The organism is Sulfurimonas paralvinellae (genome assembly GCF_014905135.1).
Taxonomy (GTDB): domain Bacteria; phylum Campylobacterota; class Campylobacteria; order Campylobacterales; family Sulfurimonadaceae; genus Sulfurimonas; species Sulfurimonas paralvinellae.
On the sequence record NZ_CP041406.1, the window covers coordinates 298,894 to 325,446 of the forward strand.

Consider the following 26,553-nt stretch of genomic DNA (forward strand, 5'->3'; position numbering starts at 1 on the left):
GGTCTAATAGATGAAATTATGTGTAACAGGCGGTGGAACTGGCGGGCATTTGATGATAGCTCAGGCACTTGTTGAAGCTGCTGTAGCTGATGGGCATGAAGTTATCTTCATAGGCTCACGCAATGGGCAGGATAGAAAATATTTTGAGAAGAATTCTCCTTTTTCACATACCTATTTTTTAGATACGACAGGCATTGTCAATCAAAAAGGTCTCGGAAAACTCAAAGCACTCTATAAGGTTTTCAAAGCATTCCTTCGTGCACGCAGAGTGCTTAAAGAACACAAGATTCAAGCGACCTACAGTGTCGGCGGCTTCTCAGCCGCACCGGCTTCTTTCGCTTCACTTTCGCTCTTTATTCCGCTCTTTATTCATGAACAAAATGCAGTTGAGGGACGTCTCAACAGACTCTTAAAACCATATGCCAAGAGTTTTATTTCTGCGTATGATCCTAATTCCCCAATTAAAGGTTATCCTGTCAAGGAGATCTTTTATAAAACAGCGCATCTGCGTGAGGAGCTGAGAACTATCATCTTTCTTGGTGGTTCTCACGGGGCGAAGGCCATTAATGACCTTGCACTAAGCGTTGCATGGAAGCTGAAAAAAAGAGGCATCGGCATTATTCATCAAGCTGGGGAAGCTGACTATGAACGGGTAAAGGCTGAGTATGAAAAACTCGATGTTGAAGTAGAGCTATATGCCTTTACAAAAGAGCTGCCGGAACTTATAAACAGAGCCGATATGGCAGTCTCACGCAGCGGTGCTTCAACATTATGGGAACTTACCACAAACGGCTGTCCGGCACTTTTTGTTCCCTATCCGTATGCTGCAGGCGATCATCAATACTACAACGCAGAGTTCATTGTTAAAAATGGGATGGGATGGTGCGAGCGCGAGGGCGAGGGCTTGAAAGCAAAACTATTGCAGATCATCAAAGATCCCGAGCTTAAACAAAAGAGTGAAAAACTTTTGGCATATGCACAAAAAGATGTAGCGTATAAGATGATAAAAGATGTCGAAGCGAAGATCAAATGATACATGAACTCGCACAGCAGTTAGTTGATCTGATCTTTGCCTGGGGATATCTGGGAATCTTTATAATGATGGCGATCGAGTCGAGTTTTATCCCTTTTCCATCTGAAATTGTACTGGTACCCGCAGGATATCTCGCGGCAAACGATGAAATGTCCATAGGTGCCATTATGGCGGCTGCACTGGGCGGCTCTCTTGTAGGAGCATTTGTCAATTATTATCTTGCCATGAGTTTGGGGCGGAGATTTTTACTGCGCTATGGAAAGTACTTCTTTATCAAAGAAGAGACACTCTTAAAGATGGAAGAGTATTTTAAAAAACACGGGCATATCTCTACGTTTACGGGCCGTCTTATCCCTGGAGTGCGACAGCTTATCTCCATACCTGCTGGTTTAGCCAAGATGAATTTGGCGGAGTTTACACTCTTTACACTTTTGGGTGCGGGTATATGGGCTCTTATTTTAGTGCTTGTGGGCTACTTTATAGGCGAGAATCAGGAACTTATAAAAGCGTACTTAAGAGAGATAACGATCATTGTTTTTATAGTTGTCGTTGGACTTCTCCTGATATATTTTCGCTATCATAAAAAAAAGGATCAATAAGATGGATTATATGTTTGCGCCGGGTTTTATCGGAACGAGAGCTCCGTTTTTCATGGATTTTGTAACATTGATAGTAGCATTGCTGCCCATTTTTGTCTATGGTGCGATTCTTTTAGCGCGTAGAAGAAAGTATAAACTGCATGCCATAGCACAGAATCTCATTTTTATTTTTTCTGTCATTATTATAGGCTATTTTGAAATGGGAGTGCGTATCGGCGGCGGATTTGATGCTTTTATCTCCGGAAGTGGTGTCTCTCATACCTACGCTTCTATTGTTTTAGGTATTCACATCCTCATTGCAACCGTTACCTTGTTTTATTGGGTTATGATAATTGTCTTTGGAAATCGGGAGTACAGGCTCAAACAGCTTCCCGGACATGCATCCAAAGCACATAAACATCTGGCTGTGAAAACTTTTGTCGGGATCGTCCTGACATCTTTTAGCGGTATTTGGGTATATTTGCTATTATTCGTATATTAAAAAATTTCAAGGAGTGAGATATGATAGAAGTTGGTCAAAAGGCACCGGATTTTTGTCTGCCGAATCAAGATGATGTAGAGATATGTCTGCGTGACTTAAAAGGAAAGTGGATAGTGCTTTATTTTTATCCGCGAGACAATACTCCTGGATGTACGACAGAAGCGTGTGAGTTTACAGAAGCAGCGCCGGATTTCTCATCACTCGATGCGATTATTTTAGGTGTGAGTGCAGACTCGACGAAGAAACATAGAAATTTCATTGAAAAACATGATCTCGGCATTACGCTTTTAAGTGATGAAAGTACAGATATGATGCAGCAGTACGGTGTTTGGCAGTTGAAGAAAAATTACGGTAAAGAGTATATGGGCATTGTTCGTTCAACGTTCATAATAGACCCTGAAGGTATTGTTCGTGCCAAATGGGACAAGGTTCGTGTAAAAGGTCATGTTGAAGCTGTTAAAGAAAAGCTTGCCGAATTAAAGCAAGCATAGACTAAAAAGAGAAAATCTCTTTTTAGTATCTGTAGCGGAGATAGAAACGAATGTCCTGTGCTTTGTCAACATAATTTGCTGCACCAGGCATTGTTGAGGATATCTCTGAAGCATCTCCTGAAGTGGCTCCGAAGAAACCGTTACTTCCTGCATATTTGTAATCTATATACGTATAGCGAATTTGAAGAGAAAAAATGTCATCTACAAGCGGTTCTGTGAAATAGGCTTCATATGCATCACCACGTGCAGCGACTTTTGAACCGATGTTTGTGTCTTCAGCATACGTGATACTTCTCCAGTACTGTGTACCGTGGTTATATTCAAGCCCCCAGCGTCCCTCTTCTGAGATGAGTGAAGGAAATTGTGTACCAACCCAGTAAGAGTAACCTGTTTTACTTTCACCATCTTGAGCAGTTGCATCAAGCATTTTTTGATCTTTCTTTGGATCAGTAATACTCATTGCTCCACTTACAAAGAAGATAGTGTCATCTAAGAAGTCAGAAAGACCGTCACCGATGCCGTTTGCAATAAAGTTCGCCGTGATTGAATGCATACCTCCAACAGTTGTAAAACCTTGGGGCTGATTTTGAGGGTTAACAGCATCTATTAGGTTGTTAGCATAGTAATATTGTGTATTGATGCTATACTGTCCATTGTCATATGGGACAAAGATAAGACCTGCTAAATCAATATTTGGATTTGCCCCTTGTGAACTGTCAACACTTGAGTAAGGGGTAGAAGTGAATTTTGGAGCAGCATTGCTCATACCGCGGCCGGCACAGAATTTGACATACATACCATCAACACCCGTAAGGCTCTCCAAACCAAATTTTGCGCTTAAACCGTCAAACTCGACATTGATAGAGTGTCCCATCGGAGATGAAGCGTGATCGTCATCTCTAAGATTGATAAGGTGACCGTTTGTTGATGGACGGCGACCGATGCTGAATGTCCATGGTATATCAGCTCCTGCAAATTCATCATCTTTATATAGGAAGTAGACTGAACGAACTCTGAGTTTGTCATCATATGCATTTTCATTTGAAACCCAGTCAAATGTTTCAAAACTTGCATTTGCCGGATTACTTGCACCGCTTCTTGCACCGAAAGCTTTATTGTAAGCTAGTTGACCGTGGAAGCTTAGGTTCTCAGTCGCTGCCCAAGACATATTCATCCAGAATCTGTTTGTCATGAAAGCATCGTTTTTAGCTTTTGAACCGTCTGCCATCTTATAGTCAAGGTTTTCAATGGCAAATCTGTAGTCAACACCAAATTTTAAATGATTTGAGTTCGTATTTTTGTTGAGCTCTGCAACATTTTCCTGAAGCTCTTCTACTTTATCTTCAATGCTCTCTTCATCATCTTCATCTTCGTCATCTGCCTCATCATCAGCTGACTCTTTGGAAGCGACTGCAACTTTCTCTTCATCCTCATCTGCTTCGTCATCGGCTTCATCGTCCGCTTCTTCTGCATCAGCGGATTCTGCAGATGCAGCTTTTTCAGCTTTGAGAGCGTCAAGCTCCTGTTTCATCTGCTTCATCTGAAGCTCCATCTGTTGAAAACGGTCATACATAGTATTGTCTGCACTGAGACTTGTTGTCCCAAGAAGTGCTGCTGTTACTAGTGAAAGTAGTAAAGGCTTATTCATTTCTTCCCTTTTTTGTGATATATCTGTGATACTATACATAATCTATTATAAAGATAGTTTTAAATGAGAGGATTTTTCTATAATATTTTTTTATATATCGTGGACTTATTTATATTATTAGAAAAATATGAAAAAGCTAGATTTAAACATAAGTTGAGTATAATTCGCGGATTTTTCTTCTGTTTTTACACAAGAAAATATTAACAGGTTATGTCAAAAAACTGGTGCAGCTCTCTTTTTAGAGAGTCGATGTCCGACATTCCCGAAGCCAACCAGTGAAATTTCTGGCTTGAGACAACAGCCCTTAAAGGACCTTAAATGGTAACTATGAAAGACCTCTTAGAATGTGGTGTACACTTCGGACACCAAACTCGTCGTTGGAATCCAAAAATGAAAAAATTCATTTTCGGTGTAAGAAAAAACATCTATATTATAGATCTTCAAAAAACACTTCGTTACTTCCGTAACACGTACCAAATCGTTGTAGATGCTGCAGCTGAAGGAAAAACTGTTCTTTTCGTCGGTACAAAAAAACAAGCACGCAACTCAGTTCGTGAAGCGGCTATCGCATGTGGTATGCCATATGTAGATAACAGATGGTTAGGTGGTATGCTTACTAACTTTCCTACTATCCAAAAATCTATCCGTAAACTTGATGTTATCACTGAGATGCAAGAAAACGGACAAATCGATCTTCTTACAAAAAAAGAAGCATTGATGCTTTCAAGAAAAAAAGATAAACTTGAAATGTACTTCGGTGGTATCCGTGATATGAAAAAACTTCCTGATATGCTTTTCATCGTTGATGCTGTAAAAGAGCATACGGCTGTTCTTGAAGCACGTCGTCTTGGTATCCCTGTTGTAGCTCCACTTGATACTAACTGTGATCCGGATCTTATCACTTACCCAATCCCGGGGAACGATGATGCTATCCGTTCTATCCAACTTTTCTGTCGTGAAATGACAGCTGCGATCAACGAAGGTAAAGCACTTCGTGACGGTCAAGGTGAAGAAGTTGAGCAAACTGAAGAGGTTGCATCTGAGGAAGCAGCAGCTACAGAAGCTCCGGCAACTGAAGAAACTACTACAGAGGAAGCGTAATTATGGCAGCAGTAACAGCAGCAATGGTTAAAGAACTTCGTCAGGCAACTGATGCTCCTATGATGGATTGTAAAAAAGTTTTAGTTGAAGCTGACGGAGATATGGAAAAAGCAAAAGAGCTTTTAAAAGAACGCGGTATCGCTAAAGCAGCTAAAAAAGCTGATCGTGTTGCAGCAGAAGGTCTTACAGGACTTAAAATCGCAGATGATTTTTCAAAAGCGGCAGTGGCAGAGGTAAACTCTGAAACTGACTTCGTTGCACAAAACGAAGGTTTTCAAAATCTTGTAAAAGATACTGTAGAAGAGATCTTCAACAACAATCCTGCAGATGTTGAAGCGTTCATGAGCAGTGATTTCGGAGAGAAATTCACAGAATCTGTAACAAAGATCGGTGAGAAGATCGAACTTCGCCGTTTTGCAGTTATGAATGCTGCACCGGATGAAGCTATGAACGGTTATATCCACTCAAACAACAGAATCGCTGTTATCGTAAAAGCGAAATGTGATTCTGAAAAAACTGCTGAGTGCATGAGAGATACTTTAAAACAAGTTGCAATGCACGCTTCTGCAATGAAACCAAGTACATTAAGCTACAAAGATTTCGATACAGAGTATGTTGAAGGTGAGACGAAAGGTCGTATCGAAGCACTTAAAAAAGAGAATGAAGAGTTGAAAAGACTTGGAAAACCTCTTAAAAATGTACCAAAATACGTTTCTATGATGCAACTGACTGATGAAGTGATGGCACAGGCTGAAGCTGACATTAAAGCTGAGTTACTTGCAGAGGGTAAACCGGAGAAGATTTTAGATAAAATCATCCCTGGTAAAATCGCTCGTTTTATCTTAGATAACACACTTTTAGATCAAGAACAAGCACTTCTTGACCAACAATATGTTTTAGACGACAAATTAACAGTAGCTCAGGCTATTGAAAAAGCTGCTAAAGCATGTGGTGGTACAGCTGAGATCACTGAATTCGTTCGCCTTGAAGTTGGTGAAGGAATCGAGAAAAAAGAAGACGATTTCGCAGCAGAAGTTGCAGCACAAATGAGCTAAGCCTTTGGCTTAACTCATCTTTTGTCCCTTCTATTTAAAACTTTTTATAAAACTCCAAGAAAAATATTACAATAAGCTAGATTTGATTATAATCTTTTTATGAATTTAGTATCCGCAAAAAATATATCACACTCTTTTGATTATGAACTTTTCTCCAATGTTTCTTTGGATCTTGCTACAAAAGAGAGCATCGCCATCATCGGCATAAGCGGAAGCGGAAAATCAACACTTTTGCATCTTCTCTCAACACTCTTAAAACCTAACAGCGGAGAGGTTAAGATACTGGGTGAAGATGTACTCTCTTTAAAACCTAAAAAGCTTTCATATCTCAGACGTCATGAACTTGGTCTTGTCTTTCAGTCTCACTATCTTTTTAAAGGTTTCAGTGGGTATGAAAATCTTGAAGTTTCAGAGATATTGGCGCAAGAACCCATTGAAGATGCACTACTAAAGCGGTTGGAGATAGAACACTGTATCCATCAAAAAGTGACGGAACTCTCAGGTGGACAGCAGCAGCGTGTTTCCATTGCAAGAGTGCTGACAAAAAAACCGACGATCATTTTTGCAGATGAACCGACAGGAAATCTTGATACGGTAACGGCGCATGAGGTCATGGATCTTTTCTTTGAGTATATCGAGCAGCATGAAGCAGGCATGATCCTTGTCACACATGACGATACACTGGCACATCTGTGCGATAAAGTCTATAAACTCGAAGACAAAGAACTTGTAAGGGTAAAATAGTGGAATTGGCGCAGATATTTAACGAAGCAAATATTGTCGCTTTTTTACTGCTTTTTTTTCGATTTGCAGCACTTTTTATTGCTGTACCCATCTTTTCGCACAACAACATTCCTATGAACATCAAAGCGACGATGGCCTTTTTCTTTACAGTGGTCTTTTATGCTTCCATGCCGCCTCTGCACATCGCTTTGGATATTCCGACAATTATATTAGCCATACTGAGTGAATTTTTTCTCGGAATGGTCGTAGGTGTCGCTTTGCAACTGGCATACAATGTCATCACTTTTGCAGGCGGACAGATATCTTTTATGATGGGTTTTTCCATGGCAAGTGCCATTGATCCCCAATCTGGTGTCTCGATGCCGATTATTTCACAGTTCTTATCGCTTTTGGCCTTGATGGTTTTATTGGCTTTAAATCTGCATCACTGGATGTTGCTCTTTATCGATCATAGTCTTAAAACGGTTCCGCTTGGCGGATTTTTGATGAGTAACGATGAGTTTCATTACCTTATGCATGCCGCGTCAAATATGTTCCTTGTCGGTTTTATAATCGCCTTTCCTATCATCGCTCTTTCATGGCTTGCCGATGTTATTTTTGGAATGCTTATGAAAACAATGCCGCAGTTTAACCTTTTGGTCATAGGGTTTCCTATTAAGATCATGGTTGCCTTCGCTGTTTTAATTGCAACACTGACAGCTGTCATGCTGATACTCAAAGGTCAGGTGCAGGAAGCTTTTAATGCTTTGGAAATGCTTTTTTAGTTTTTTTTAGGTACAATAAGAGCAAATTGACAATCTCTCTCAAGGAAAATGCGTGAAGATACTACTTTTAAATGATAATCCGGTTGTAAACAAGTTAGTTACATTAAGTGCTCAGAAAACTTCTGACGAATTGGATATAGTCACAAATGTTAATGATGTTGTAGGAACTTCATATGATTTAGTAGTAGTTGATGATTCGATAGGCAGTGATGATGTTTTAGAAGCTTTGCGTTCAAAGCTGGCATTTTCGAAAAGTCTCTATATCTGTTCACGTGATGCCGTAGAAGCCACAGGCTTTGATGCTACTTTGAAAAAGCCTTTTTTACCGACGGATCTTGTAGAGTTGTTTGCTATGTTTGACAAAGAGATAGAAAAAGATGCCGATGCTCCACAAAGTCAAAGTGTTGAAGAAGGGTTGCAGGAAAGTGATACTGCCGCAACTGCAACGCACGAGGAAGAGATAGAAGAGCTGGAGGATATAGACGGCATGGGTGATTTGGATCATCTCGATGAGTTGGATGAGTTTGAAGATATTGCCCTTGATGAAGAAGTTGACCTTGAAATGGATGATCTTGAACTTGATGTAGAAGGTGGTGAAGATCTGGTACTCGATGATGACAGCGAAGATGAAACACTCATAGGCGAAGAATCTTTGGAAGATGAGAATCTTGGTGAGAGTGTTTTAGATGATGAAGAGGCACAAAAAGTAAAAGAACTGCTTGATGAAACGGACGAAGAACCTTCGGATGATTTTACACTTGAACTTGATGAAGAGGGTGACACCTTTCATTTTGATCCGCATGTAGCATCTAAAGAACTGGGATTGCCTCTTGATGTAGTTGAGGATTTTGTAAATGATTTCATAGAACAGGCTTTGGAGTACAAAGAGGAGCTATATGCATCGGCAGTGGCACAAGATTATACTCGTATTCATGAAATATCTCATAAGCTCAAAGGTGTTGCAGCAAATTTACGTGTTGAAAATGCATTGAATGCTTTAACGACAATCAATACATCTTCGGATGAGAAAGAGATAAAAGAGAAACTCAATCAATTCTATGAAATAATAGATAAATTAAAAAGCACGCAACACGCAGATGAAGAAGTTGACTTTGATATGGCTTTAGACCTTGAAGATGAAGCAGATGCGGATATTGGTGATGATGATACACTCAATGAATTGGATGAAGCAGTCCAAGAGGAAGAGATAGAGGATCAGGAACTTGAGGAGCTTGAAAGTGACAGTGTAGAAGAGCTTGAGGATTTCATTGATGAAGCGGTCACGGAAGAACTTGCTCTAGAGGAGAAAGAAGAAGAGATTGCTGAAGATGAAGAACTTGACTTTGATATGGCTTTAGATCTTGAAGATGAAGCTGATGCCGATATAGCAGAGGATGAAGATTTATTGACCTTGGATGATGAGTCAGAAGAGTTGGAATTGGATAGTTTTGAAGATGAGAGTGAACTTGAAAATGACAGCGAGGAAGAGCTTGAAGATATCATTGACGAAGCAGTGACAGAGGAACTGGAAGAAGAAGGTGATAGTGTCGAAGAGCTTGAGGATATGATTGATGAGGAAGTAACACAAGAACTTACAGAGGAAGCATCTGAAGAACCGCAAGAGAGTGATGACATTGCAGATATTGAGCAGCAGATTCAAGAAGCGGTGGAAGATTTGAGCGAAGAGGACCTTGAGAGTGAACTCGATGATGAAACACTTCTTGAAATTGCAGCTTCTGAGATAGATTCGCTTGATGCATTAAGCTCGAAAGATCTGAAACTCGCTCTTGGTGAAGAAGTAGAAGATGATGAACCTGAAGAAGAAGTAACTCCAGAAGATGTGCAGGAGTTATTAGAAGATGCCGAGGTGGATGAAGATGTGCTAGAAGCTGCTGAAGAAGACTTGGAAGAGGAAAAGGAAGCCAAGATAGAAGGTGTGGATGCTCTGAAAAAACTTTTAAAAGCACTCGATGACAAAGAGATAGCGGCTTCAATGAAAGACATGAAAATCACTATAAATATAGAACTAGGTAGTAATAATGAGTAAAATAAACGGTGCGGTACTGGTGCTTTCAGGTCCAAGCGGAGCTGGAAAAAGTTCTTTGATCCATAAGATCATTGATGATATAGGTGAATCTTATTTTTCTATCTCAACAACGACACGCCCGATCAGAAAAGGCGAAAAGAATGGTGTTGATTATTATTTTGTTGACAAAGAAGAGTTTGAACGTGAGATAGAAGAGGATCAGTTCTTAGAATATGCTGTTGTGCATGGCAACTATTACGGTACTTCATTAAGACCGGTCAAGCAGGCACTCTCTGAGGGTAAACTTGTCATATTTGATATAGATGTGCAGGGTAACAGCGCTATAAACAGTCGATTGGGAGATATCACCACTTCAGTATTCATTACACCGCCGACACTTTCAGAACTCAAAAGAAGACTTGAGAATCGCTCAACTGATGAACAGGAAGTTATTGACAGACGAATCAAAATGGCTAGAAAAGAGATACAAAGGGTTGCTGAATATGAGTATCTTCTGATCAATGACGACCTCGATGCAGCAGCAGACAAGCTGAGAATAATTGCAACAACAGCTCGATTTAAAAAATCAAATGATGAAATAAATGCATTTGTCAATCAATGGGAAGATTTATAAAAACAACAAAAAAGTTTGCTATAATAACAAACTTAAAAAATAAAGGAATATACCATGGGAATGCCTAGTGGAACAGAGTTACTACTCATTTTTGGAATTATCGTACTGCTTTTTGGTGCGAAAAAAATACCTGATTTAGCGAAAGGTCTTGGTAAAGGGATCAAAAACTTTAAACAAGAGATGAAAGAAGTTGATGAAGTAGATGTTGAAGCTCCAAAGAAAGTTGAAAGTGCTGATGAAGTAGCTTCAAACGAAGAGACTCCAAAAACAACTACACAAGCGTAAGCCTTGAAGCAAAGAGTATCAGCGCTGTTGCGTGAAAAACTTGGTCGTGAAGTTGTTTTAGAAAAACCTCGTGACCGTTCTTTTGGCCACTTTGCTACTCCTATTGCCTTTTCTTTGGCAAAAGAGTTAAAAAAATCTCCGATGATTATTGCAGATGAACTTGCTTCATCTTTTAATGATTCCGATGAATTTTCAAGTGTTGAAGCTGTCAAAGGCTACTTAAATTTTCGTCTCAGTGAAGCATTTTTAACAGAGTATGCCTCTTGGGCACTTGACAATCCTGCACTCTTCGCGACACAGGAAAAAAATCAAAAAGTCCTTTTGGAGTTCGTATCGGCAAATCCGACGGGACCACTTCATATTGGGCATGCTCGCGGTGCTGTTTACGGTGATACCCTCTACCGCCTTGCAAAGCATCTTGGTTATGATATCACTGCAGAGTATTATGTAAATGATGCAGGCAATCAGATAGACCTTCTTGGACTTTCCATACAACTGCATGGTCGTGAAAATCTTTTGGATGAAACTGTAGAGTATCCGGAGAGCTATTACCGTGGAGAGTATCTCGATGCACTTTCACGAGAGGCTATGGAAAAATTCGGTGCCGATATCTTTCATGATGAATCACGTCAGCGTGAACTTGCTATGTGGGCAAAAGATGAAGTGATGAAGATCATTGTCAAAGACCTTGCCGATACGAACATTCATTTCGATACTTTTGTATATGAATCTACTCTTTATGATGACTGGGACAGAGTCATGAAGAAAATGGGTGATGGCATCTATGAAAAAGATGGCAAAGTCTGGATAGCTTCAGAGGCAAAAGGGGATGAAAAAGACAGAGTCGTTGTACGTGAAGATGGGCGTCCTACCTATCTTGCAGGTGATATAGTTTATCATAACCAGAAATTTGAGCGTGGATACGATCACTACATCAACATCTGGGGAGCAGATCATCACGGGTATATTGCACGTGTAAAGGCGGCTATTGAGTATCTTGGATATGATTCAAACAAGCTCGAGGTACTGCTTTCGCAGATGGTCAGTCTCTTAAAAGACGGTGAACCTTACAAAATGAGTAAGCGTGCGGGTAATGTCATTTTAATGAGTGACATAGTTGAGGAGATAGGTGCGGATGCATTGCGTTTTATCTTTGCGAGCAAAAAAAGTGATACGGCGTTAGAGTTTGACCTTGCAGAATTTAAAAAGCAGGACAGCTCAAACCCTATCTTTTACATTCAATATGCTCACGCACGTATTCAAACACTGCTTTCTAAGAGTGAGTTAAACAGAGATGAGATACTTGCTGCGACGCTCAAAGGGCTTGATGCGCAGGCAGATTCATTACTCTTTGATGCGCTTTTACTGCCTGAAGTTGTCGAAGATGCATTCAATACGCGTCAAGTGCAAAAACTGACAGATTATCTCAAATCATTGGCGGCATCACTGCATAAGTTCTACTATGATGTCCGGATGATCGGTACAGAAGATGAAGCAAAACTCTTAAAGCTAATGCTTGTTGTCGCACTTAGCATTAAAACAGGGCTTTCTCTTATGGGAATTGAAGCAAAAGACAAAATGGTAAAAGAAGAGGAGTAAGACTCTTCTTCTATTTTTGCGAGTTTCTTAAAGCTGGGTAGTACCTTTTGACCTCATTGAGATATTTCTTGGGAATCTGAATCAAGATTGGATTTTTTTTCTTGTCTAACCACATCACAATTCTTTTGAGATCCTTCTCTTTCATAGAAGTACACCCGACAGTCGGAATATTATCACCTCTTTGTATATGCAAAAAAATGCATGAGCCTCTTTGCGCTGCTGCGTGAGGGTTATGTGCGACAAAGACACCTGTTTTGTAGAGTTCATCGTCTCTACGCATATGTTCAAAGCTTTTTTCATCACCATGTGCCTGAATGATTTGATTGTAAAACGGAGAGTTGCTGTCATCGACACAAATGGTGTCTGTATCGGCATGAATGTATGGAAGTTTTGTTCTGAATTTATAATCATAACCAAAAGCATCTGTTAGGCTAAAGATACCGGCAGGGGCTTTTTTATCGCCTTCATGCTTTACTGGTTCATTTGTTGCGTGAGGAATATTTTCTATGCCAATTCCCCATCCTAAACCATTTTTTCCAAGATTGACTTTGAAATCTTTGCATACGACTTTTTCATTCTCATAGCATGTTAAAGTTGCACGGCTGCTGTTAAAATCATCGGCAACTACTAAGACAATCTGTTGTGATGAAAACAACAATGTTGAAAAACTTAGTGTAATTAAGAAACTTTTTATCATAAAGTATGGTACTATTACTATTATATGACTGACCTTAGAGAGTTGGGCAAAAAGGCAAAAAAAATTATGAGCATTAAAATACGACAAGCAAAGGTTGAAGACGCGCCTTTTTTAGCACAGATGATGTTGCAAAGTTCTCGAGCGGGAAAGAAAGTTGGTCTTTTTGATCTTATCTTTGAAACCAATGATGACAAAGAACTTTTGAGAAAACTTGAACAGCTCGCACAGACAGAAGCAAAAAGCCATTGTAATTATAGAAATTTTTTAATTGCGGAAATGGATGGACAAAGCGTCGGAACACTTTGCAGTTATGAGCCGCGTAAAGCGACAAAAGAGGTTTTTATTGCAGCATTACAGGAAATTGGATGCTCAGAAACACTAGAAAATACTTTGGAAGTTTTTTACGGCTGTAAACTTGATGTAAGTCGTACTGCATTGATGTTTGATTTTATGGAAGAGCTTGAAGGTTTCCTTGATGTAGGCGTTTTGAAGGCATTGATGCACAAATCACTCCTTAGTGCTCGTCTCAAAGGCTATAGCATAGCACAGACTATCATTGAGATAGGTTCACTCGAAGCAGAACTTTTATACGAAAAACTAGGTTTTTCAGTAATTGATGAAAAAGAGTGTGAAAGTTATAAAGAGATCTTTGGAAGAAGCGGCTTGAAACTTCTTTCTATATCATTTTAGGAGAGTAGCATCGAGCTCTCTTTTTTGTCTGTAGTGCCGTCTCTAGCTGCAATTGCTCTTGCTTTGTACTCACGCAATGTACTTCTTTCTCTTTTTGGCGGCATTCTTGCCGGTGTTTTCATACTGCATGATTTTTCTTTTTTTACAACTGTTACAGAGACGATTGCTCTGTTCTTTTCACTCTTAAGCGAGCCGTGGATTCTAAAAACACTGGCTTTTGCCATTTTGGTTGGCAGTGTGATGGAATTGCTTGAGAGAAGCGGCGGCATAAACGGTTTTGTGGCTTACATGACCGAGCGTTCAAAACTTGTCAGCTCACCGCGTTCTGCATTGATGGTAAGCTATATTATCGGTGTTGTGATTTTTATTGAGTCTTCCATCACTTCTTTGATCGCCGGTGCTGTAGGGCGGCCGCTTTGTGATAAAGAAGGTGTCCCTCACGCAAAGCTTGCTTTTGTCTGTGACTCGACATCGGCACCTATCAGTTCTTTATTGGTACTTAACGGCTGGGGTGCACTGCTGCTTGGTCTCATTGCCACACAGATTGAGAGTGGATTTATCAGTGGTGAGAGTGTTGACTGGTTGATCGAGAGTGTGGTTTTTAATTTTTACTCTATGAGTGCTTTGCTGGTCACTTTTTTGGCTGTATGGTTCAATATAGAGATAGGCCCGATGAAAAATGCAACACCGCCAAAAGTACATGCGCATATATCACTCTCACACAAAGCACCTATGTCATATATGCTCGCACCCATCTTTGTTATGATCGTATCGGTGTTTGTTTTTCTCTATATGACAGGTTCAGGAAATATGCTCAAAGGAAGTGGCTCAAGCTCCATTTTTTACACTATGCTTACAACGCTTGGTTTTATGTATATTCTTTATGTAGTGAAGGGGAAAATGAGCTCAAAAAGTTATTTCATATCGGCTTTTATCGGAGGAAAAAAACTCTTTGGCATTGCGATGATACTGCTGTTTGCATTTGCCATCGGAAAAGTGACGAGTGAGCTGAGGACCGGACTTTATCTTGCCTCACTTGCTTCAGACAATCTCGCTCCTGTTTTTTTGGCAGGAGTTATATTTCTGCTGAGTTCTCTCATCTCATTTTCAACAGGAACAAGCTGGGGGACGTTTTCTATTATGATTCCCATTGCCGTACCGATGGCGACTGGACTTGATGCAAATGTGGCGCTTGCCATGGGCGCGGTTATCAGCGGCGGTGTTTTTGGAGACCACTGCTCACCCATCTCGGATACTACCATCATATCGTCATTAGCAAGTGATTGTGAGGTCATAGAACATGTGAAAACGCAACTGCCTTATGCGCTCATCAGCGGTGGTATTGCGTTTATTTTATTTGTGATTTTCTCTTAACTCTCTAAATAGTAGTTAATAGAGTAGCGCATATCATCATCGAGATTTTCCATATTGCCAAGCATCCAGCGAAGGTAGCCTGCATCTTCTCTGGCGACTTCTTCGAGTGTTTTTCCTTTGTGCTTGCCGAATCGAAATGTTTTTACCAAGATGGGGGTGTTTGTCAGGTCGACCATCTTTTCAACCGGATTTTCACCTGGGAATTTTTCTTGAACTGCCTCTCGCAGTTTTGTTAAAAAGAGTTTGAGTACGAGTACATCACCGATAGCGTCATGGGCTTTTACTTCTATGCCAAGAGCATCTGCCTCTTTTTGTTCTTCTTTATAAAGTTCCATTTTGTATCGAAAATACTGTAGACGGTGGGCATCTTCATCTGCAAAGATATGTTTTGCCACACGCAGGGTGTCGATGACCTTCATCTGCACATCAAACCCCTCTTTTTCAAGCATCTTCAGATCAAAAGGGGCGTTGTGGATGATCATGTAGTTATCAGGAGTGTTAAGCTCAAGAAGTCGTTTATAGGCAGAGGTATCTCTGCATGCCGGTTTGTCTTGAATCATCTCCGGTGTGATGCCGTGGACTTCCATCGCTGCGAAATTGATGGGTACATCGCTTGAGCAGAACTCATTGTGCACCTCGATATCTTTTGCGCCTAAGACCATGTATCCAAGCTGAATAACTCTGTCATTTTCATCCGTTCCCGTTGTTTCCGTATCTAAGATTATATATTTTGCCATGTTTCTTCTTTGTATTATCGTCTGTTGCTTTGAAATCGAACATCAAAACTACGCTCTGAGTTCGCTTTTACTTTGAGTGTAAATGTAACTAAATTTCCCTTAGTGTAAACATATTTGAGCTTTGAATGGATGCGTGAGCTCTGTTTCTTGTTAAATGGAATCTGCAGGGTTAGCATTTTATCTTCATCTGAATTGTTGAGGAGCTTGTATGTTACCGTAACGTCAAATGCTGTTTTTGTGTCATTGCGTGAGTGCATTGTCTGTGTTACTTTTGTGTCAAAATCTTTACCTACCTGCAGTTTAAGCGGAGCGTTCTTCGGTGTATTTGCAATGCTGTTCTCGCCAAGAAGCAGTTTTTCGCCCTCATCATCTCTATAGATACGCACTATTCCCGCAGGAAGTTCTTTTTGCAGACCTTTGAGATGTATGTTGTGTGTAACCCTGCTTGAACGCTCACCCATAAGATAGAGAGGATTGTTCATCAATGCAGTGTAATCGCTTTTGATAGAGATATTTTCCGCCCCAAAGAGTTTGACTCTGTGTTTTTGGTATGTATTGAGATCAATCTTTCTCGGTAAGGTATATTTATGGTAACTGGAAACTGCTTTATGTGTCGGTTTAGCGGTTTTGTCCATTGCAGTCATATTGCTTCTATACATGACAGGTTGTGGATGGCTGTATGCTCTGCTGATATCGCCTGCAAGAAGATTTACGGTTGCATTTTTAAAATCTTTTCCCGAATTGTTTGTGATGTCGATCCATGCCGTGAGATTCACCTGATCTTTATGGATGTTCAGAACATAGTCAGCTGCAAAGCTGATGTTTTGTGCGAGATAGCTGAGTTTTACATCTGCTTTGAGTGTTTTTGCACTTTTTATATCAAATGTAAGTTTGTTCGTAAGCTCTTTGTTTTTTGCCAAATCCTGCTGTGAGATTCTTTTAGGTCTGTATGATTGTGAGTAGAGTGTGACTTCTTTTGGCAATTTGATATCGACGGAGTTGTCAAGAAGTGTATTTGGCAGATTGTCATAAACAAATTCTTTTTCATCTTTTTGGATTTCAATCTCTTGAGACTCCTGAACTAGGGCTATATTTGAGTTATAAATGGTAAGTGTGGTCGCAAAAATTGTCTGCGTGAGGACAAAGCCTGAGAGTAAAATTATTCTTTTCATTTTTTAATTCCTTTTCGGTATAAAAGTATGATACACTTGTAAAAAAAATAAAAGGCAACAGGTTTGATAGAAACTCCTTTGGCATACCTTTTCGTTATCGCTGCGAGCGTAACTTTTTTTCATCTACTAGCGACAAAAACGAAACTGCAGATCTTTGAGTACCTTCCTGCCGTGGTTATGATCTATGCTTTTATGATGTTGCTTGCCTCGCTTGGAACATTTCACTATAACGCCGATATCAACAATGTTTACAAACTCACAAAGACAAATTTGCTGCCTGCCATGCTTTTTTTAATGCTTTTGGAGATTGACCTCAGACACTTTTTAAAACTTGGCAAAAAACTGCTTATCGCATACGCTCTTGCTGTTGTCTCCATTGCTGTCGGCTTTATAGCTGTTGCTTTTGTCTTTCATTTTAACCATGATATGTCGGCGGCTTTTGGTGCGTTGGCCGGCAGCTGGATGGGAGGCACGGCCAATATGGTGGCCGTCGGTAGTGCGTTAGGCGTGAGTGAAGATGCTTTTGCCTATGCGCTTGTTGTTGACAGTGTGAACTATACGCTTTGGGTGATGTTTCTGCTGGCCCTCGTGCCCTTTGCCAAAGTTTTCAACCGTTTTACGAAGAGTGAAGCAAATCTTGCCTATCTCAGTGAAATAGGCTGTGCCTGTGCCATGGGAGCGAAGCGTTACTGGCTGCTTATCGCTCTGGCACTTTTTGCTTCATTGGCTTCTCAGGTCTTGGCAAACTATATAACGTTGCTCAACCATACGACAACTATTGTTATCATTGCAACCCTTATGGGAGTCGGCGCATCTTATACTCCTCTGCGTGAGCTTAACGGCTCAAGTGAGGTAGCAACGACGATGCTCTACATTATCATAGCACTGATCGGTTCAAAAGCGGTCATAGAGGATTTCAGTGGTCTTGGCATCTATGTCATAGCAGGCTTTGTGATTTTACTCACGCATGCGCTGCTTATGGTTCTTGGTGCGAAGATCTTTAAACTCGATCTTTTCAGCATCGCCGTTGCCTCTTTGGCAAATATCGGCGGGGTTGCCTCTGCGCCAATTTTGGCCGCAACATATAACAAAAAGCTTGTGAGTGTCGGTGTGTTGATGGCGATTATGGGCTATCTCATCGGAACTTTCGGCGGACTGCTTGTGGGGGATATACTTCTGAAAATGTCGTAGTAGTCTGTGTGATTAAAGTCTCTATTCTTTTTTCTACGCTACAATCGAAATATTACTAATCAAAGGATATAAAATGTTAAAAATATTTTTCTCTCTATTGCTTTTCATAGCGAGTGCAAATGCTCTTGAAGAGATGGGAATTAAAGGCACAGGCGGCTGTGTATTGTCACAGAACAATCATGTCGAAGTTGGGTTTACGGCTTATAAAACACCGCTTAAAATCGGTGTCGGCGGAACTTTTGATAAAGTCAGTTACACGCCAAACAAAATAAGCGGCAGTAGTTTTCGTGATCTTTTTGTCGGATCTTCTGTGGTTATTGACACAAAGAGTGTAAACTCACACAATAAAGGGCGTGATGCCAAACTGGTCAAGTTCTTCTTTGACAATATGAGCTCACAGACAATTACGGCTGAAATTACGGGCTATACACCGGACAAACGTTATAAAGGAAAACCAAAAACAGGTATATTTATGGTTGCGGTAACGATGAACGGTGTGACAAGAAATGTACCGATGCGATACAGCTACTTTCAAGGGAAAATGAAAGCCGAAGGTGTTATAGACCTTTTTGATTTTAGTGCGAACAGATCGCTTCAGGCTATTAACAAAGCATGCTACGAACTGCACCAGGGAAAAACATGGAATGATGTCACCATCTCCTTTACAACAGAGGTAAAAGCTAGCCTTTGCCATGCAAAATAAGTAATAAAGGCGTAAAAGAGCTGTGATAAACATCATTATCTTTTATATTGTGCTAGAACTCTATGAGGTTCAGTGGCAAAAGGCCGAAACAATCATGGGGATGCTTGCTCGAATGTACCGGTGGTATCAAAAGAGCATATTTCTTTTTCTCATTATGCATCCTACCTTCTATTTTGCCGTCTGGTTTGTTCTGCAAACGAACTACAATCCATACGCCGTGGCACTTTTACTTTTTAAATCTGCAGATATTATTACAAAGATAGTACTTATAAAAAAGGTCTTTATTGACAAAGAGCTCTCACGGGAGTTTACGCTTTCGCTCTTTACGCCTATTGGCCCTTACATGCCTTATGTCGGTATTTTACTCTATCCTTTTTTCATCTATATGGCACTTTCATGAAGATAGAAGAGATATCCCTCACGCAAGAAAAGATTCCTCTTAAAACACCTTTTATAACTGCCTTGCGTGAGGTAAAGGATGTAGAGTTTATCCGTGTGAAAATTCTCTGTGACAACGGAGCTTTTGCTTACGGTGAAGCACCGGCGACCAAGGCGGTTACCGGTGAAACACTTGAATCCATCAAGCAGAATATCACACAACTGCAAAATTTACTCATAGGCCATACTCCCCAAGAGGCACTTTCAATTCTGCATGCAAGCGGCATTGGCTCAAGCGCAAAAGCGGCTTTGGATATGGCGCTTCTTTTTTTAACGGCTAAGATGAACAACCAGAATCTCGATACATATTTTGGTATCAGTGATTTGGGTGCAATAAAAACAGATATCACTATCAGCCTCAATGCAGAGCAAAAGATGCTTTTGGATGCAAAAAAAGCTCTGCGTGAGGGAAAAGATATCTTAAAAGTGAAGCTCGGCTCTGACATCATGCATGCCGTAGAGGTAACTAAAATGCTCTCACGTGAGCTGCCTCATGCAAAACTTTTGATAGATGCCAATCAGGCATGGAGTTTGAAAGATTCACTCTATTATCTGCGTGAGGTGAAGCAATACACTCTGGAGCTTATCGAGCAGCCAGTGGTTGCAGATGATCTGGAAGCACTTAAAAAGATAACTCACGCAAGCAGTGTACCTATCCTAGCGGATGAGGCTGTATTTACTTTGGATGATGTCAAACGCGTTGTCGAAGACGATTATGCCGATATGATCAACATTAAACTTATGAAGTGCGGCGGCGTTACCAAAGCCATAGAGATTTTAGAGTATGCCAGAGATAAAAATGTTGTTTGTATGCTTGGGTCGATGCTCGAAGGTCCATACTCCATCAATGCAGCACTCTATCTGGCTTTTGCCTATCGAGATGTCATCAGATATGTTGATCTCGATTCACCGCTGCTCTATAAAGAGCTGCCAACTGAGTTGGATTTTAATTATGAAGCCAACACAATTACTTTTCAGCCGGCTTTGCGATAAAACGAAGCCAGATAAAGCCAAGTGCACCTGCGAGCAGAGAAGCCGTTAAGATACCTATCTTTGCCTGAAAGATAAGTTTAGGAGACCCTGCAAAGGCAAGATCGGCCACAAAGATACTCATCGTAAAACCGATACCGCCAAGGGCTCCAACACCAAAGATCTGACTCATGGAGCTATCCTGTGGCAGTTTTGCTAACCCTGCTTTGATGGAGAGAAAGGCAACACCGAAAATACCTAATATTTTCCCGCCAATAAGCCCCAGTATGATACCGAGTGAGATCGGTTCAAATATAACATTACCAATGGAAGAGAAATCAATACGGATTCCGGCATTGGCAAGTGCAAAAAGCGGAATAACAATAAGACTTACAGGTAGATGTAATGAGCGTTCTAATCTTGCAGCGGGAGAACCGACGGCATCGATTCTGTCTTTGATATTTTGCAAAATCGCTTTTTGTTCTTCATGCATGGTGTGATCTGTCGCAACAGGGTAGCTGTCATACTCATCGAGCAGGTTCTTGGTATGCTGCGTGAAGTCAATAGGCGGAATTTTCGGCTTTGACGGTATGGCAAAGGCTGCAATAACACCTGCAATCGTTGCGTGAATACCCGATTCGAGCATAAAGAACCACAGTAAAAGTCCTATTATGAGATAAGGAAGAATGGCATGAATACCAAAACGGTTTAAAACGACCATGATCAAAAACATACTACCGGCTGAGAGTAGAAAATCAAGATGGATTTGTGAGGTGTAAAAAAAGGCTATGACTAAAACCGCACCAAGGTCATCGACAATGGCAAGGGCTACAAGAAATGTCACAAGAGCAGGGGAAACTCTATTCTTGAGCAGAACAAGTGCCGAGATGGCAAAAGCGATGTCTGTGGCCATTGGAATTCCCCAACCACCTGCTCCGACACCCCCGTTGTTTATGAACATAAAGATAAGTGCTGGAATTATCATACCTCCGATTGCAGCTAAAATAGGCAGGATGGCCACTTTGATGTTTGAGAGCTCTCCTACTAAAATCTCACGTTTTATCTCCAGTCCTATCATAAAGAAAAAGATGGCCATCAAACCGTCGTTTATCCAGTGGCTCAGTGAATTTTTTATCTCAAGAGAGCCTATGCCAAATTCTATTGTTGTGTGGATGATATGCTCATAGGCTTCATATAGCGGAGAGTTTGCAATAACAAGAGCAAGAATGGTTGTTCCCATTAAGACAAGACCGGTCGTTGTCTGGGCATGTAAAAAGTGTTCAAACGGCGTGTATATTCGTTGAAAGGCTTTTTCCCACGGTGCATATATTCGCATAGGGTGACTCCAAATTGTAAAGTAATGCTTAATTATAGCAACAATTTATATCTTTCATATTACAGGGATGAAAAGTTGAGTATAATCACCTTATGAATTTAGAAGATTTACGTGAGAAAAATATATTACTTTTAGGAAAAAGCCGCGCTTTTGGTGCTGATGAATTCGAGGCACAGCTACGTGCTCATAGTATAGGGATAACCAAGAGTACGGAAGATATGTTTGCGCTTATTGTTGAAGGGCGAATGATGACGCCGTATGAGCAGAATGTGAGCGATGCTCTGTATGAAAAAGGCGGGAGTGCTTTTTTGGATATAGACAGCTTTGAGAAGATGCTTGCAGCAAAAATAGATGATAACGTTTTGCTGATGAGTTTGAAACTATCAAACGACAAGGCGCGTCTGAAGAATTTTTTACAAAACAGCTGTATCAGTGATGAGCTCTTTTTTAAACTCCTCTCGATGTATAACTGGAGTGGAGAAGATTTTTTTGAAAACGATGATAACCGTGATGTGAGTGCAGCACTTATCGGACGTTTTTATGAGAATATAGAGCGTAATCATAACGTGCAGTATGCAACGACGGGTATTATACACTTGATTTCACAAACGAGTAATGAACAGCTGCTTGAAGCTATTAGTTCGCTTGAACCTTTGAAGTTTCATCCCAAGATCAGTGTCTTACTCGCACAGCATCCAAAAACTTCAAAATTCGTTTTGAAAAAGCTGTTAAAAAATGGCAATGCACAGGTTTTAGAGGCAATGAGCTCAAATGTAAATCTTGACAAAGCAATAGCGCAGGAGCTTTTAAAAGATGATGCATATGCAAAGAATATAGCCAGAAATATTGCACTCGATGCAGAGATGTTTACAGAGTTGCGTCCTTTTTCAAAAGCACTCGCAGACAACACTTCTCTAACAAAAGCAATGCAAAAAGAGCTTTTTGAACTCGGTGATGATGAGGTGAATCTCTCTCTTGCGCAGAATCCTTCCCTGAGTAATGATATTGCAGAGATACTTTTGGCAATGAATGATGAAAGCCTCACGCAGGAGCTTTATGCAAATGAAGCGCTGCGTGAGGAACTGCTGCGTGAGGCATTTCAAGAACATAAAAATCATAGTGCACTCTCACGCAACCCTGCAATGCCGCAAGAGCTACTTGAAGAGCTGTTTGCCCTTGGTGAGAGTGAGGTATTGGAAAATCTTGCACGCAACGAGAGCACACCTATAGAGGTACTCTATCAGCTACAGCTTGACAGACGTTTTGAGCGAGCGGTGAAAACAAACAAAGCTTTTGGCAAACATGTCCAAAGTGAAAATATAGGATGGTTATGAAAGCAAGTGAAATAATAAAAGCTCTAGAAGCACTCGTAGAACAAAAAGTTCCCGTTTTTTTATGGGGTGCACCGGGGATAGGAAAATCTTCCATCGTTAAGCAGATCGCGCAAAAAAAAGGTGTAGATTTTATTGACCTGCGACTAGCCCTTATGGATCCCACAGATCTTAAAGGCATACCTTTTTATGACAAAGAATCTCACTCGGCACTCTGGGCACCGCCTGCATTTTTGCCGCGTGAGGGAGAAGGAATCTTATTTTTGGATGAGCTCAATTCTGCTGCTCCTGCCGTGCAGTCTTCGGCGTATCAGCTGATACTTGACAGAAGAGTCGGAGAATATGAACTGCCTGATGGCTGGGCGATAGTAGCTGCGGGTAATCGCGAAGGTGATAGGGGTGTGACATACACAATGCCAGCACCGCTTGCAAATAGATTTGTCCACTTTGAACTTGATGTAAATGTCGATGATTGGCGTGAGTGGGCGTATAAAAGCAATCTTGATGCGCGAATCATCGCATATATCTCTTATAAAAATGAGCATCTCTTTACCTTTGATGCCTCAAAGAGAGAAAAGAGTTTTGCCACACCGAGAAGCTGGGAGTATGTCCATAATATTTTACAAAGCGGCGTTGCAGCAGAGCTGCTGCTCGATGTGATTAGTGGTGCTGTTGGCAAAGAGGCGGCGGTAGGTTTTCTCTCCTTTATAAAAGTGATGGATAAACTGCCCGATCTTGATGCCATACTCCAAGAGAAGCTGCGTGAGTATCCCCAAGAGATAGATGTCTTGTATGCGCTTAGTTCGGGAATAGTGAGCAAATACCTGCAAAATCCTGATGAGAAGATATTGGAGAATATTTTAGAGTATTCACTGGAACTTAAAAGCGAGTTTGCTGTCCTTATTGTGCAGGATCTGCAGCGCAATGCTGTGCGAATGGAACACCTGCCGGCTTTTAGCGAGTGGGTAAAGCAGTTCGCATATCTCTTGGTATAGCAGATGACAACACAAGAGAAGATCTCGCAGGCAAAGGCGAAGCTTTTAGTGGAGTATCCTTACTTTGGTACACTCGCTACAAAGCTTGAACTGGTTGTCAATGACGACATAGAATCGTTTAAAAGCAATGGCGTCAAGCTTGAATATAGAGAAGAGTATCTTAAAGAATTGGAACTTCCTGAGATAGAGTTCATTCTGGCAAACGGTGCGATGCATGCGACACTTTCCCATGATATGCGTAAACAAAAGCGCAGTGGCTGGCTATGGCAGATGGCAACGGACATCGCTATTAATGATATGCTTTTACAAAACGAGATGCAGATGCCTTACGGTGCACAGTATAGAAAACGATTCAGCGGTATGTACGCCGAAGAGATCTATGCCCAACTCAAAGACGATATTTTGCGTGAGGATGAAGATCTTGAATATGAAGCGGATGATTCTGAAGATGTAGAGAAAAAAGAGAATGAAAAGCAGCAGGAGACTTCAGAGCAGCAGCTTCAAGAAGAAATTCTGCAAGAGCAGCTGCTAGCAGAAGAGGCTATCTCTCTTTTGGAATCAAAACTCCAATCAGGTGAAGCACCTGTATCGATTGAACGATTTTTTAATATAGAGGGATTTGGAAAAGTTGACTGGCGTGAGGAGCTACGTGAGGCACTTGATAGATACATGCGAGATGACTATGCTTTGATACCGCCATCGAAAAAACTGCTCTATCAGGGGATCTATCTGCCTTCCAATATATCACGAACCTTTGTACTGGTGATTGCCATAGACTCATCGGGTTCTATTGATGAAATGCTTTTAAGTGAGTTTTTAAGTGAAGTAGAGTTTTTAATGCAACAGGTACAAAACTATAAAATAGGGCTGCTTATCTGTGACGATAAAGTACATTCACACCAGACGTTTGAGAGTGGTGAACATTTGGATGTTCGTGTAAAAGGGAGTGGTAGTACAGATTTTCGCCCTGTTTTTTCCTATATTGATGAAAAACTCGATGATGTGAAACTACTGCTATATTTTACAGATCTCGAAGGTATATTTCCAAAAGAAGCACCTAATTACAGTGTTAAATGGGTGACGCCAAAAGAGGCTGATGTTCCCTTTGGAGAATTGCTGCTGCTTGATTCCTAAGCTTGAAATACAAGTCGGTTGCGTCCCTCTTTTTTTGCATTATAAAGCAGCATGTCCGCTTCATTAATGTTCTCTTCAAGCGTCTCCTCTTCGTTATAGATGAGTGCTCCTATGGAGATGGTGAAATTGACATAAGTCTCTTTATCTATTTCGACAGTGTGATTTTGAACTTCTATGCGTATTCTTTCAAAGATCTCTTGAGCGCTGTAGCGGTTGATATTTTTAAGAACAACACAAAATTCTTCTCCGCCAAATCGAGCAACGATATCATGGACATTGGTACTGCTTCGTAAAAGATCGGCAAGGACGACAATGACTTTATCACCTACATCATGACCGTATGTGTCATTCACCTTTTTAAAGTGGTCTATGTCTATCATTGCAATAGCATATTTTTCTCCGCTATCTTTGGCATTTTCAAGATATTCGGGAATAGTATTGAAAAAGTAGCGCCTATTGTAGAGTCCTGTAAGATAGTCACGGTTTGCATAGTTGAGAATCTCCTGAATATTTTCAAGGGCTTCGATTGAGTTGTTGACACGCACGGAAAACTCTTCTTTGGAAAAAGGCTTCTTGATGTAGTCGTTGGCTCCATGTTTTAAAAAGAGTGCTGTGATTTCATCATCCTCATTTGAGGAAAGTGCCAAAATAGAGAGCTCATTTTTCGTATAGGTTTGTCGTATCTGTATTGTCAGATCAAGACCGTTCATAACCGGCATATTATAGTCTGTGAGAACCATGGAGATGTCGGGTTTTGCCTGCAGCATTCCCATCGCTTCTTCTCCGTGAGCAACACTAATGACCTCAAAGAAAAGATTCTTCAGCATTGATTCCATCTGTTTTCTAAAAACGAGTGAATCATCAACGACAAGGACTTTATGCTTTCTGTTTTTTCGCAGTCTCTCGATGGCATTGATAATATAGTCAATATCTCCTTTACCGCTTTTATTAACATAGTCAATAATGTTCTTTTTGAGCATTTTGGCACGGAAATCTTTGTCGATGTTCGCACTGAGTACGATAACATGTTTCTTTTTGCTCAAGGCATAGTCAATGACTTCACCGTTTGGAGCATCGGGAAGATTGACATCTAAGATAGTGAGAAAATAATCATAACGGGCAAAGAAGAGCTTCGTCTCAGCAAGTGTATAGGCAACATCAACCTGCATCTCAAGAGAGTGTTCCAATTTTTTTGCTATGAGTTTTGCCAAAGTCTTATTGTCTTCAACAACTAGGATGCGTTCTTTTTGTTCTTGCATGTGAATTTCTCCAATGAATAAGATGGAGTATATCACTATTAATCTGAAATTATAGTAATAATCGCTA

27 protein-coding genes are annotated in these 26,553 nt (G+C 40.7%); 21 read left to right on the top strand and 6 right to left on the bottom strand.

Going from position 1 to position 26,553, the window contains the following annotated elements:
• Positions 1-10: 10 nt before the first annotated feature.
• From murG to bcp, 4 genes are read left to right on the top strand one after another with little or no spacing between them, the layout of a single operon-like run.
• Complete coding sequence (gene murG, locus FM071_RS01660; RefSeq protein ID WP_193111311.1) at positions 11-1,033, top strand: undecaprenyldiphospho-muramoylpentapeptide beta-N-acetylglucosaminyltransferase; 1,023 nt, start codon at positions 11-13, stop codon at positions 1,031-1,033.
• Positions 1,030-1,632 (top strand): DedA family protein, encoded by a 603-nt coding sequence (locus FM071_RS01665; RefSeq protein WP_193111312.1) that lies wholly within the window; start codon positions 1,030-1,032, stop codon positions 1,630-1,632. The genes murG and FM071_RS01665 overlap by 4 nt, the downstream gene beginning before the upstream one ends.
• 1 nt (position 1,633) lies before the next feature.
• The gene (locus tag FM071_RS01670) at positions 1,634-2,113 is read left to right on the top strand and encodes a DUF420 domain-containing protein (protein WP_193111313.1); all 480 of its coding nucleotides are present in this window, start codon (positions 1,634-1,636) and stop codon (positions 2,111-2,113) included.
• 20 nt (positions 2,114-2,133) lie between these two features.
• Positions 2,134-2,604, top strand: a complete 471-nt coding sequence (gene bcp, locus FM071_RS01675) for a thioredoxin-dependent thiol peroxidase (RefSeq protein ID WP_193111314.1) — start codon at positions 2,134-2,136, stop codon at positions 2,602-2,604.
• A gap of 22 nt (positions 2,605-2,626) precedes the next feature.
• On the opposite strand, the gene FM071_RS01680 is transcribed toward bcp, so the two are convergent.
• Entirely contained in the window at positions 2,627-4,252 is a 1,626-nt protein-coding gene (locus FM071_RS01680) for a DUF3373 family protein (protein ID WP_193111315.1), read from the bottom strand.
• 318 nt (positions 4,253-4,570) lie between these two features.
• Between FM071_RS01680 and rpsB the strand changes: the two genes are divergently transcribed.
• The 8 genes from rpsB (at position 4,571) to argS (ending at position 12,460) form a co-directional block, all read left to right on the top strand.
• A complete protein-coding gene (rpsB, locus tag FM071_RS01685; RefSeq protein WP_193111316.1) occupies positions 4,571-5,353 on the top strand; it encodes a 30S ribosomal protein S2 in 783 nt (260 codons plus the stop codon).
• A 2-nt stretch (positions 5,354-5,355) separates the two neighbouring features.
• The gene (tsf, locus tag FM071_RS01690) at positions 5,356-6,408 is read left to right on the top strand and encodes a translation elongation factor Ts (protein WP_193111317.1); all 1,053 of its coding nucleotides are present in this window, start codon (positions 5,356-5,358) and stop codon (positions 6,406-6,408) included.
• Between the two features lie 99 nt (positions 6,409-6,507).
• On the top strand, positions 6,508-7,152 hold the full coding sequence (locus FM071_RS01695) for an ABC transporter ATP-binding protein (protein WP_193111318.1): 645 nt from the start codon (positions 6,508-6,510) through the stop codon (positions 7,150-7,152).
• Positions 7,152-7,916 carry a flagellar biosynthetic protein FliR gene (gene fliR / locus FM071_RS01700; RefSeq protein WP_193111319.1) on the top strand — a complete coding sequence of 255 codons (765 nt, stop codon included), beginning with the start codon at positions 7,152-7,154 and terminating at the stop codon, positions 7,914-7,916. The genes FM071_RS01695 and fliR overlap by 1 nt, the downstream gene beginning before the upstream one ends.
• A gap of 52 nt (positions 7,917-7,968) precedes the next feature.
• Positions 7,969-9,963, top strand: a complete 1,995-nt coding sequence (locus FM071_RS01705; protein WP_193111320.1) for a hypothetical protein — start codon at positions 7,969-7,971, stop codon at positions 9,961-9,963.
• Positions 9,956-10,576, top strand: a complete 621-nt coding sequence (gmk, locus tag FM071_RS01710) for a guanylate kinase (protein ID WP_193111321.1) — start codon at positions 9,956-9,958, stop codon at positions 10,574-10,576. Before FM071_RS01705 ends, gmk begins: the two co-directional genes overlap by 8 nt.
• A gap of 54 nt (positions 10,577-10,630) precedes the next feature.
• Positions 10,631-10,861: a Sec-independent protein translocase subunit TatA/TatB gene (locus FM071_RS01715; protein ID WP_193111322.1), complete on the top strand. Its 231-nt coding sequence runs from the start codon at positions 10,631-10,633 to the stop codon at positions 10,859-10,861.
• A gap of 3 nt (positions 10,862-10,864) precedes the next feature.
• On the top strand, positions 10,865-12,460 hold the full coding sequence (gene argS / locus FM071_RS01720) for an arginine--tRNA ligase (protein WP_193111323.1): 1,596 nt from the start codon (positions 10,865-10,867) through the stop codon (positions 12,458-12,460).
• A 10-nt stretch (positions 12,461-12,470) separates the two neighbouring features.
• On the opposite strand, the gene FM071_RS01725 is transcribed toward argS, so the two are convergent.
• Entirely contained in the window at positions 12,471-13,157 is a 687-nt protein-coding gene (locus FM071_RS01725) for a L,D-transpeptidase family protein (RefSeq protein ID WP_193111324.1), read from the bottom strand.
• A 66-nt stretch (positions 13,158-13,223) separates the two neighbouring features.
• Here FM071_RS01725 and FM071_RS01730 point away from each other — a divergent pair, with 66 nt between their 5' ends.
• Together FM071_RS01730 and FM071_RS01735 are read left to right on the top strand one after the other, a co-directional pair.
• On the top strand, positions 13,224-13,847 hold the full coding sequence (locus FM071_RS01730) for an acyl-CoA acyltransferase (RefSeq protein WP_193111325.1): 624 nt from the start codon (positions 13,224-13,226) through the stop codon (positions 13,845-13,847).
• A gap of 33 nt (positions 13,848-13,880) precedes the next feature.
• Positions 13,881-15,221, top strand: coding sequence for a Na+/H+ antiporter NhaC family protein (locus tag FM071_RS01735; RefSeq protein ID WP_226960554.1), 1,341 nt, complete (start codon positions 13,881-13,883; stop codon positions 15,219-15,221).
• On the opposite strand, the gene FM071_RS01740 is transcribed toward FM071_RS01735, so the two are convergent.
• Positions 15,218-15,958, bottom strand: coding sequence for an exonuclease domain-containing protein (locus tag FM071_RS01740; RefSeq protein ID WP_193111326.1), 741 nt, complete (start codon positions 15,956-15,958; stop codon positions 15,218-15,220). The two genes, FM071_RS01735 and FM071_RS01740, sit on opposite strands and share 4 nt — an antisense overlap.
• 14 nt (positions 15,959-15,972) lie before the next feature.
• Entirely contained in the window at positions 15,973-17,130 is a 1,158-nt protein-coding gene (locus tag FM071_RS01745) for a DUF4139 domain-containing protein (RefSeq protein ID WP_193111327.1), read from the bottom strand.
• 63 nt (positions 17,131-17,193) lie between these two features.
• Between FM071_RS01745 and FM071_RS01750 the strand changes: the two genes are divergently transcribed.
• The 4 genes from FM071_RS01750 (at position 17,194) to FM071_RS01765 (ending at position 20,455) form a co-directional block, all read left to right on the top strand.
• Positions 17,194-18,321, top strand: a complete 1,128-nt coding sequence (locus FM071_RS01750; protein WP_193111328.1) for a DUF819 family protein — start codon at positions 17,194-17,196, stop codon at positions 18,319-18,321.
• A gap of 73 nt (positions 18,322-18,394) precedes the next feature.
• Positions 18,395-19,024 carry a YceI family protein gene (locus FM071_RS01755; RefSeq protein ID WP_193111329.1) on the top strand — a complete coding sequence of 210 codons (630 nt, stop codon included), beginning with the start codon at positions 18,395-18,397 and terminating at the stop codon, positions 19,022-19,024.
• A gap of 22 nt (positions 19,025-19,046) precedes the next feature.
• Complete coding sequence (locus FM071_RS01760) at positions 19,047-19,424, top strand: hypothetical protein (protein ID WP_226960555.1); 378 nt, start codon at positions 19,047-19,049, stop codon at positions 19,422-19,424.
• Positions 19,421-20,455, top strand: coding sequence for a dipeptide epimerase (locus FM071_RS01765; RefSeq protein ID WP_193111330.1), 1,035 nt, complete (start codon positions 19,421-19,423; stop codon positions 20,453-20,455). The genes FM071_RS01760 and FM071_RS01765 overlap by 4 nt, the downstream gene beginning before the upstream one ends.
• On the opposite strand, the gene nhaA is transcribed toward FM071_RS01765, so the two are convergent.
• Complete coding sequence (gene nhaA / locus FM071_RS01770; RefSeq protein WP_193111331.1) at positions 20,430-21,767, bottom strand: Na+/H+ antiporter NhaA; 1,338 nt, start codon at positions 21,765-21,767, stop codon at positions 20,430-20,432. The genes FM071_RS01765 and nhaA overlap by 26 nt on opposite strands.
• A 92-nt stretch (positions 21,768-21,859) precedes the next feature.
• Here nhaA and FM071_RS01775 point away from each other — a divergent pair, with 92 nt between their 5' ends.
• The 3 genes from FM071_RS01775 to FM071_RS01785 are packed head-to-tail and all read left to right on the top strand — an operon-like array spanning position 21,860 to position 25,227.
• Positions 21,860-23,101: a hypothetical protein gene (locus FM071_RS01775; RefSeq protein ID WP_193111332.1), complete on the top strand. Its 1,242-nt coding sequence runs from the start codon at positions 21,860-21,862 to the stop codon at positions 23,099-23,101.
• On the top strand, positions 23,098-24,093 hold the full coding sequence (locus FM071_RS01780; protein ID WP_193111333.1) for an AAA family ATPase: 996 nt from the start codon (positions 23,098-23,100) through the stop codon (positions 24,091-24,093). Before FM071_RS01775 ends, FM071_RS01780 begins: the two co-directional genes overlap by 4 nt.
• 3 nt (positions 24,094-24,096) lie before the next feature.
• Entirely contained in the window at positions 24,097-25,227 is a 1,131-nt protein-coding gene (locus FM071_RS01785) for a vWA domain-containing protein (protein WP_193111334.1), read from the top strand.
• Here the strand turns inward: FM071_RS01785 and FM071_RS01790 are convergent.
• Positions 25,224-26,486 (bottom strand): GGDEF domain-containing response regulator, encoded by a 1,263-nt coding sequence (locus tag FM071_RS01790; RefSeq protein WP_193111335.1) that lies wholly within the window; start codon positions 26,484-26,486, stop codon positions 25,224-25,226. The genes FM071_RS01785 and FM071_RS01790 overlap by 4 nt on opposite strands.
• Between the last annotated feature and the right edge of the window lie 67 nt (positions 26,487-26,553).

Excerpts from the sequence above, each read along its gene's own strand:
- murG (WP_193111311.1), top strand. The coding sequence starts at position 11 with ATGAAATTATGTGTAACAGGCGGTGGAACTGGCGGGCATTTGATGATA.
- FM071_RS01665 (WP_193111312.1), top strand. The coding sequence starts at position 1,030 with ATGATACATGAACTCGCACAGCAGTTAGTTGATCTGATCTTTGCCTGG.
- FM071_RS01670 (WP_193111313.1), top strand. The coding sequence starts at position 1,634 with ATGGATTATATGTTTGCGCCGGGTTTTATCGGAACGAGAGCTCCGTTT.
- bcp (WP_193111314.1), top strand. The coding sequence starts at position 2,134 with ATGATAGAAGTTGGTCAAAAGGCACCGGATTTTTGTCTGCCGAATCAA.
- FM071_RS01680 (WP_193111315.1), bottom strand. The coding sequence starts at position 4,252 with ATGAATAAGCCTTTACTACTTTCACTAGTAACAGCAGCACTTCTTGGG.
- rpsB (WP_193111316.1), top strand. The coding sequence starts at position 4,571 with ATGGTAACTATGAAAGACCTCTTAGAATGTGGTGTACACTTCGGACAC.
- tsf (WP_193111317.1), top strand. The coding sequence starts at position 5,356 with ATGGCAGCAGTAACAGCAGCAATGGTTAAAGAACTTCGTCAGGCAACT.
- FM071_RS01695 (WP_193111318.1), top strand. The coding sequence starts at position 6,508 with ATGAATTTAGTATCCGCAAAAAATATATCACACTCTTTTGATTATGAA.
- gmk (WP_193111321.1), top strand. The coding sequence starts at position 9,956 with ATGAGTAAAATAAACGGTGCGGTACTGGTGCTTTCAGGTCCAAGCGGA.
- FM071_RS01715 (WP_193111322.1), top strand. The coding sequence starts at position 10,631 with ATGGGAATGCCTAGTGGAACAGAGTTACTACTCATTTTTGGAATTATC.
- FM071_RS01725 (WP_193111324.1), bottom strand. The coding sequence starts at position 13,157 with ATGATAAAAAGTTTCTTAATTACACTAAGTTTTTCAACATTGTTGTTT.
- FM071_RS01730 (WP_193111325.1), top strand. The coding sequence starts at position 13,224 with ATGAGCATTAAAATACGACAAGCAAAGGTTGAAGACGCGCCTTTTTTA.
- FM071_RS01740 (WP_193111326.1), bottom strand. The coding sequence starts at position 15,958 with ATGGCAAAATATATAATCTTAGATACGGAAACAACGGGAACGGATGAA.
- FM071_RS01745 (WP_193111327.1), bottom strand. The coding sequence starts at position 17,130 with ATGAAAAGAATAATTTTACTCTCAGGCTTTGTCCTCACGCAGACAATT.
- FM071_RS01755 (WP_193111329.1), top strand. The coding sequence starts at position 18,395 with ATGTTAAAAATATTTTTCTCTCTATTGCTTTTCATAGCGAGTGCAAAT.
- FM071_RS01765 (WP_193111330.1), top strand. The coding sequence starts at position 19,421 with ATGAAGATAGAAGAGATATCCCTCACGCAAGAAAAGATTCCTCTTAAA.
- nhaA (WP_193111331.1), bottom strand. The coding sequence starts at position 21,767 with ATGCGAATATATGCACCGTGGGAAAAAGCCTTTCAACGAATATACACG.
- FM071_RS01775 (WP_193111332.1), top strand. The coding sequence starts at position 21,860 with ATGAATTTAGAAGATTTACGTGAGAAAAATATATTACTTTTAGGAAAA.
- FM071_RS01780 (WP_193111333.1), top strand. The coding sequence starts at position 23,098 with ATGAAAGCAAGTGAAATAATAAAAGCTCTAGAAGCACTCGTAGAACAA.
- FM071_RS01785 (WP_193111334.1), top strand. The coding sequence starts at position 24,097 with ATGACAACACAAGAGAAGATCTCGCAGGCAAAGGCGAAGCTTTTAGTG.
- FM071_RS01790 (WP_193111335.1), bottom strand. The coding sequence starts at position 26,486 with ATGCAAGAACAAAAAGAACGCATCCTAGTTGTTGAAGACAATAAGACT.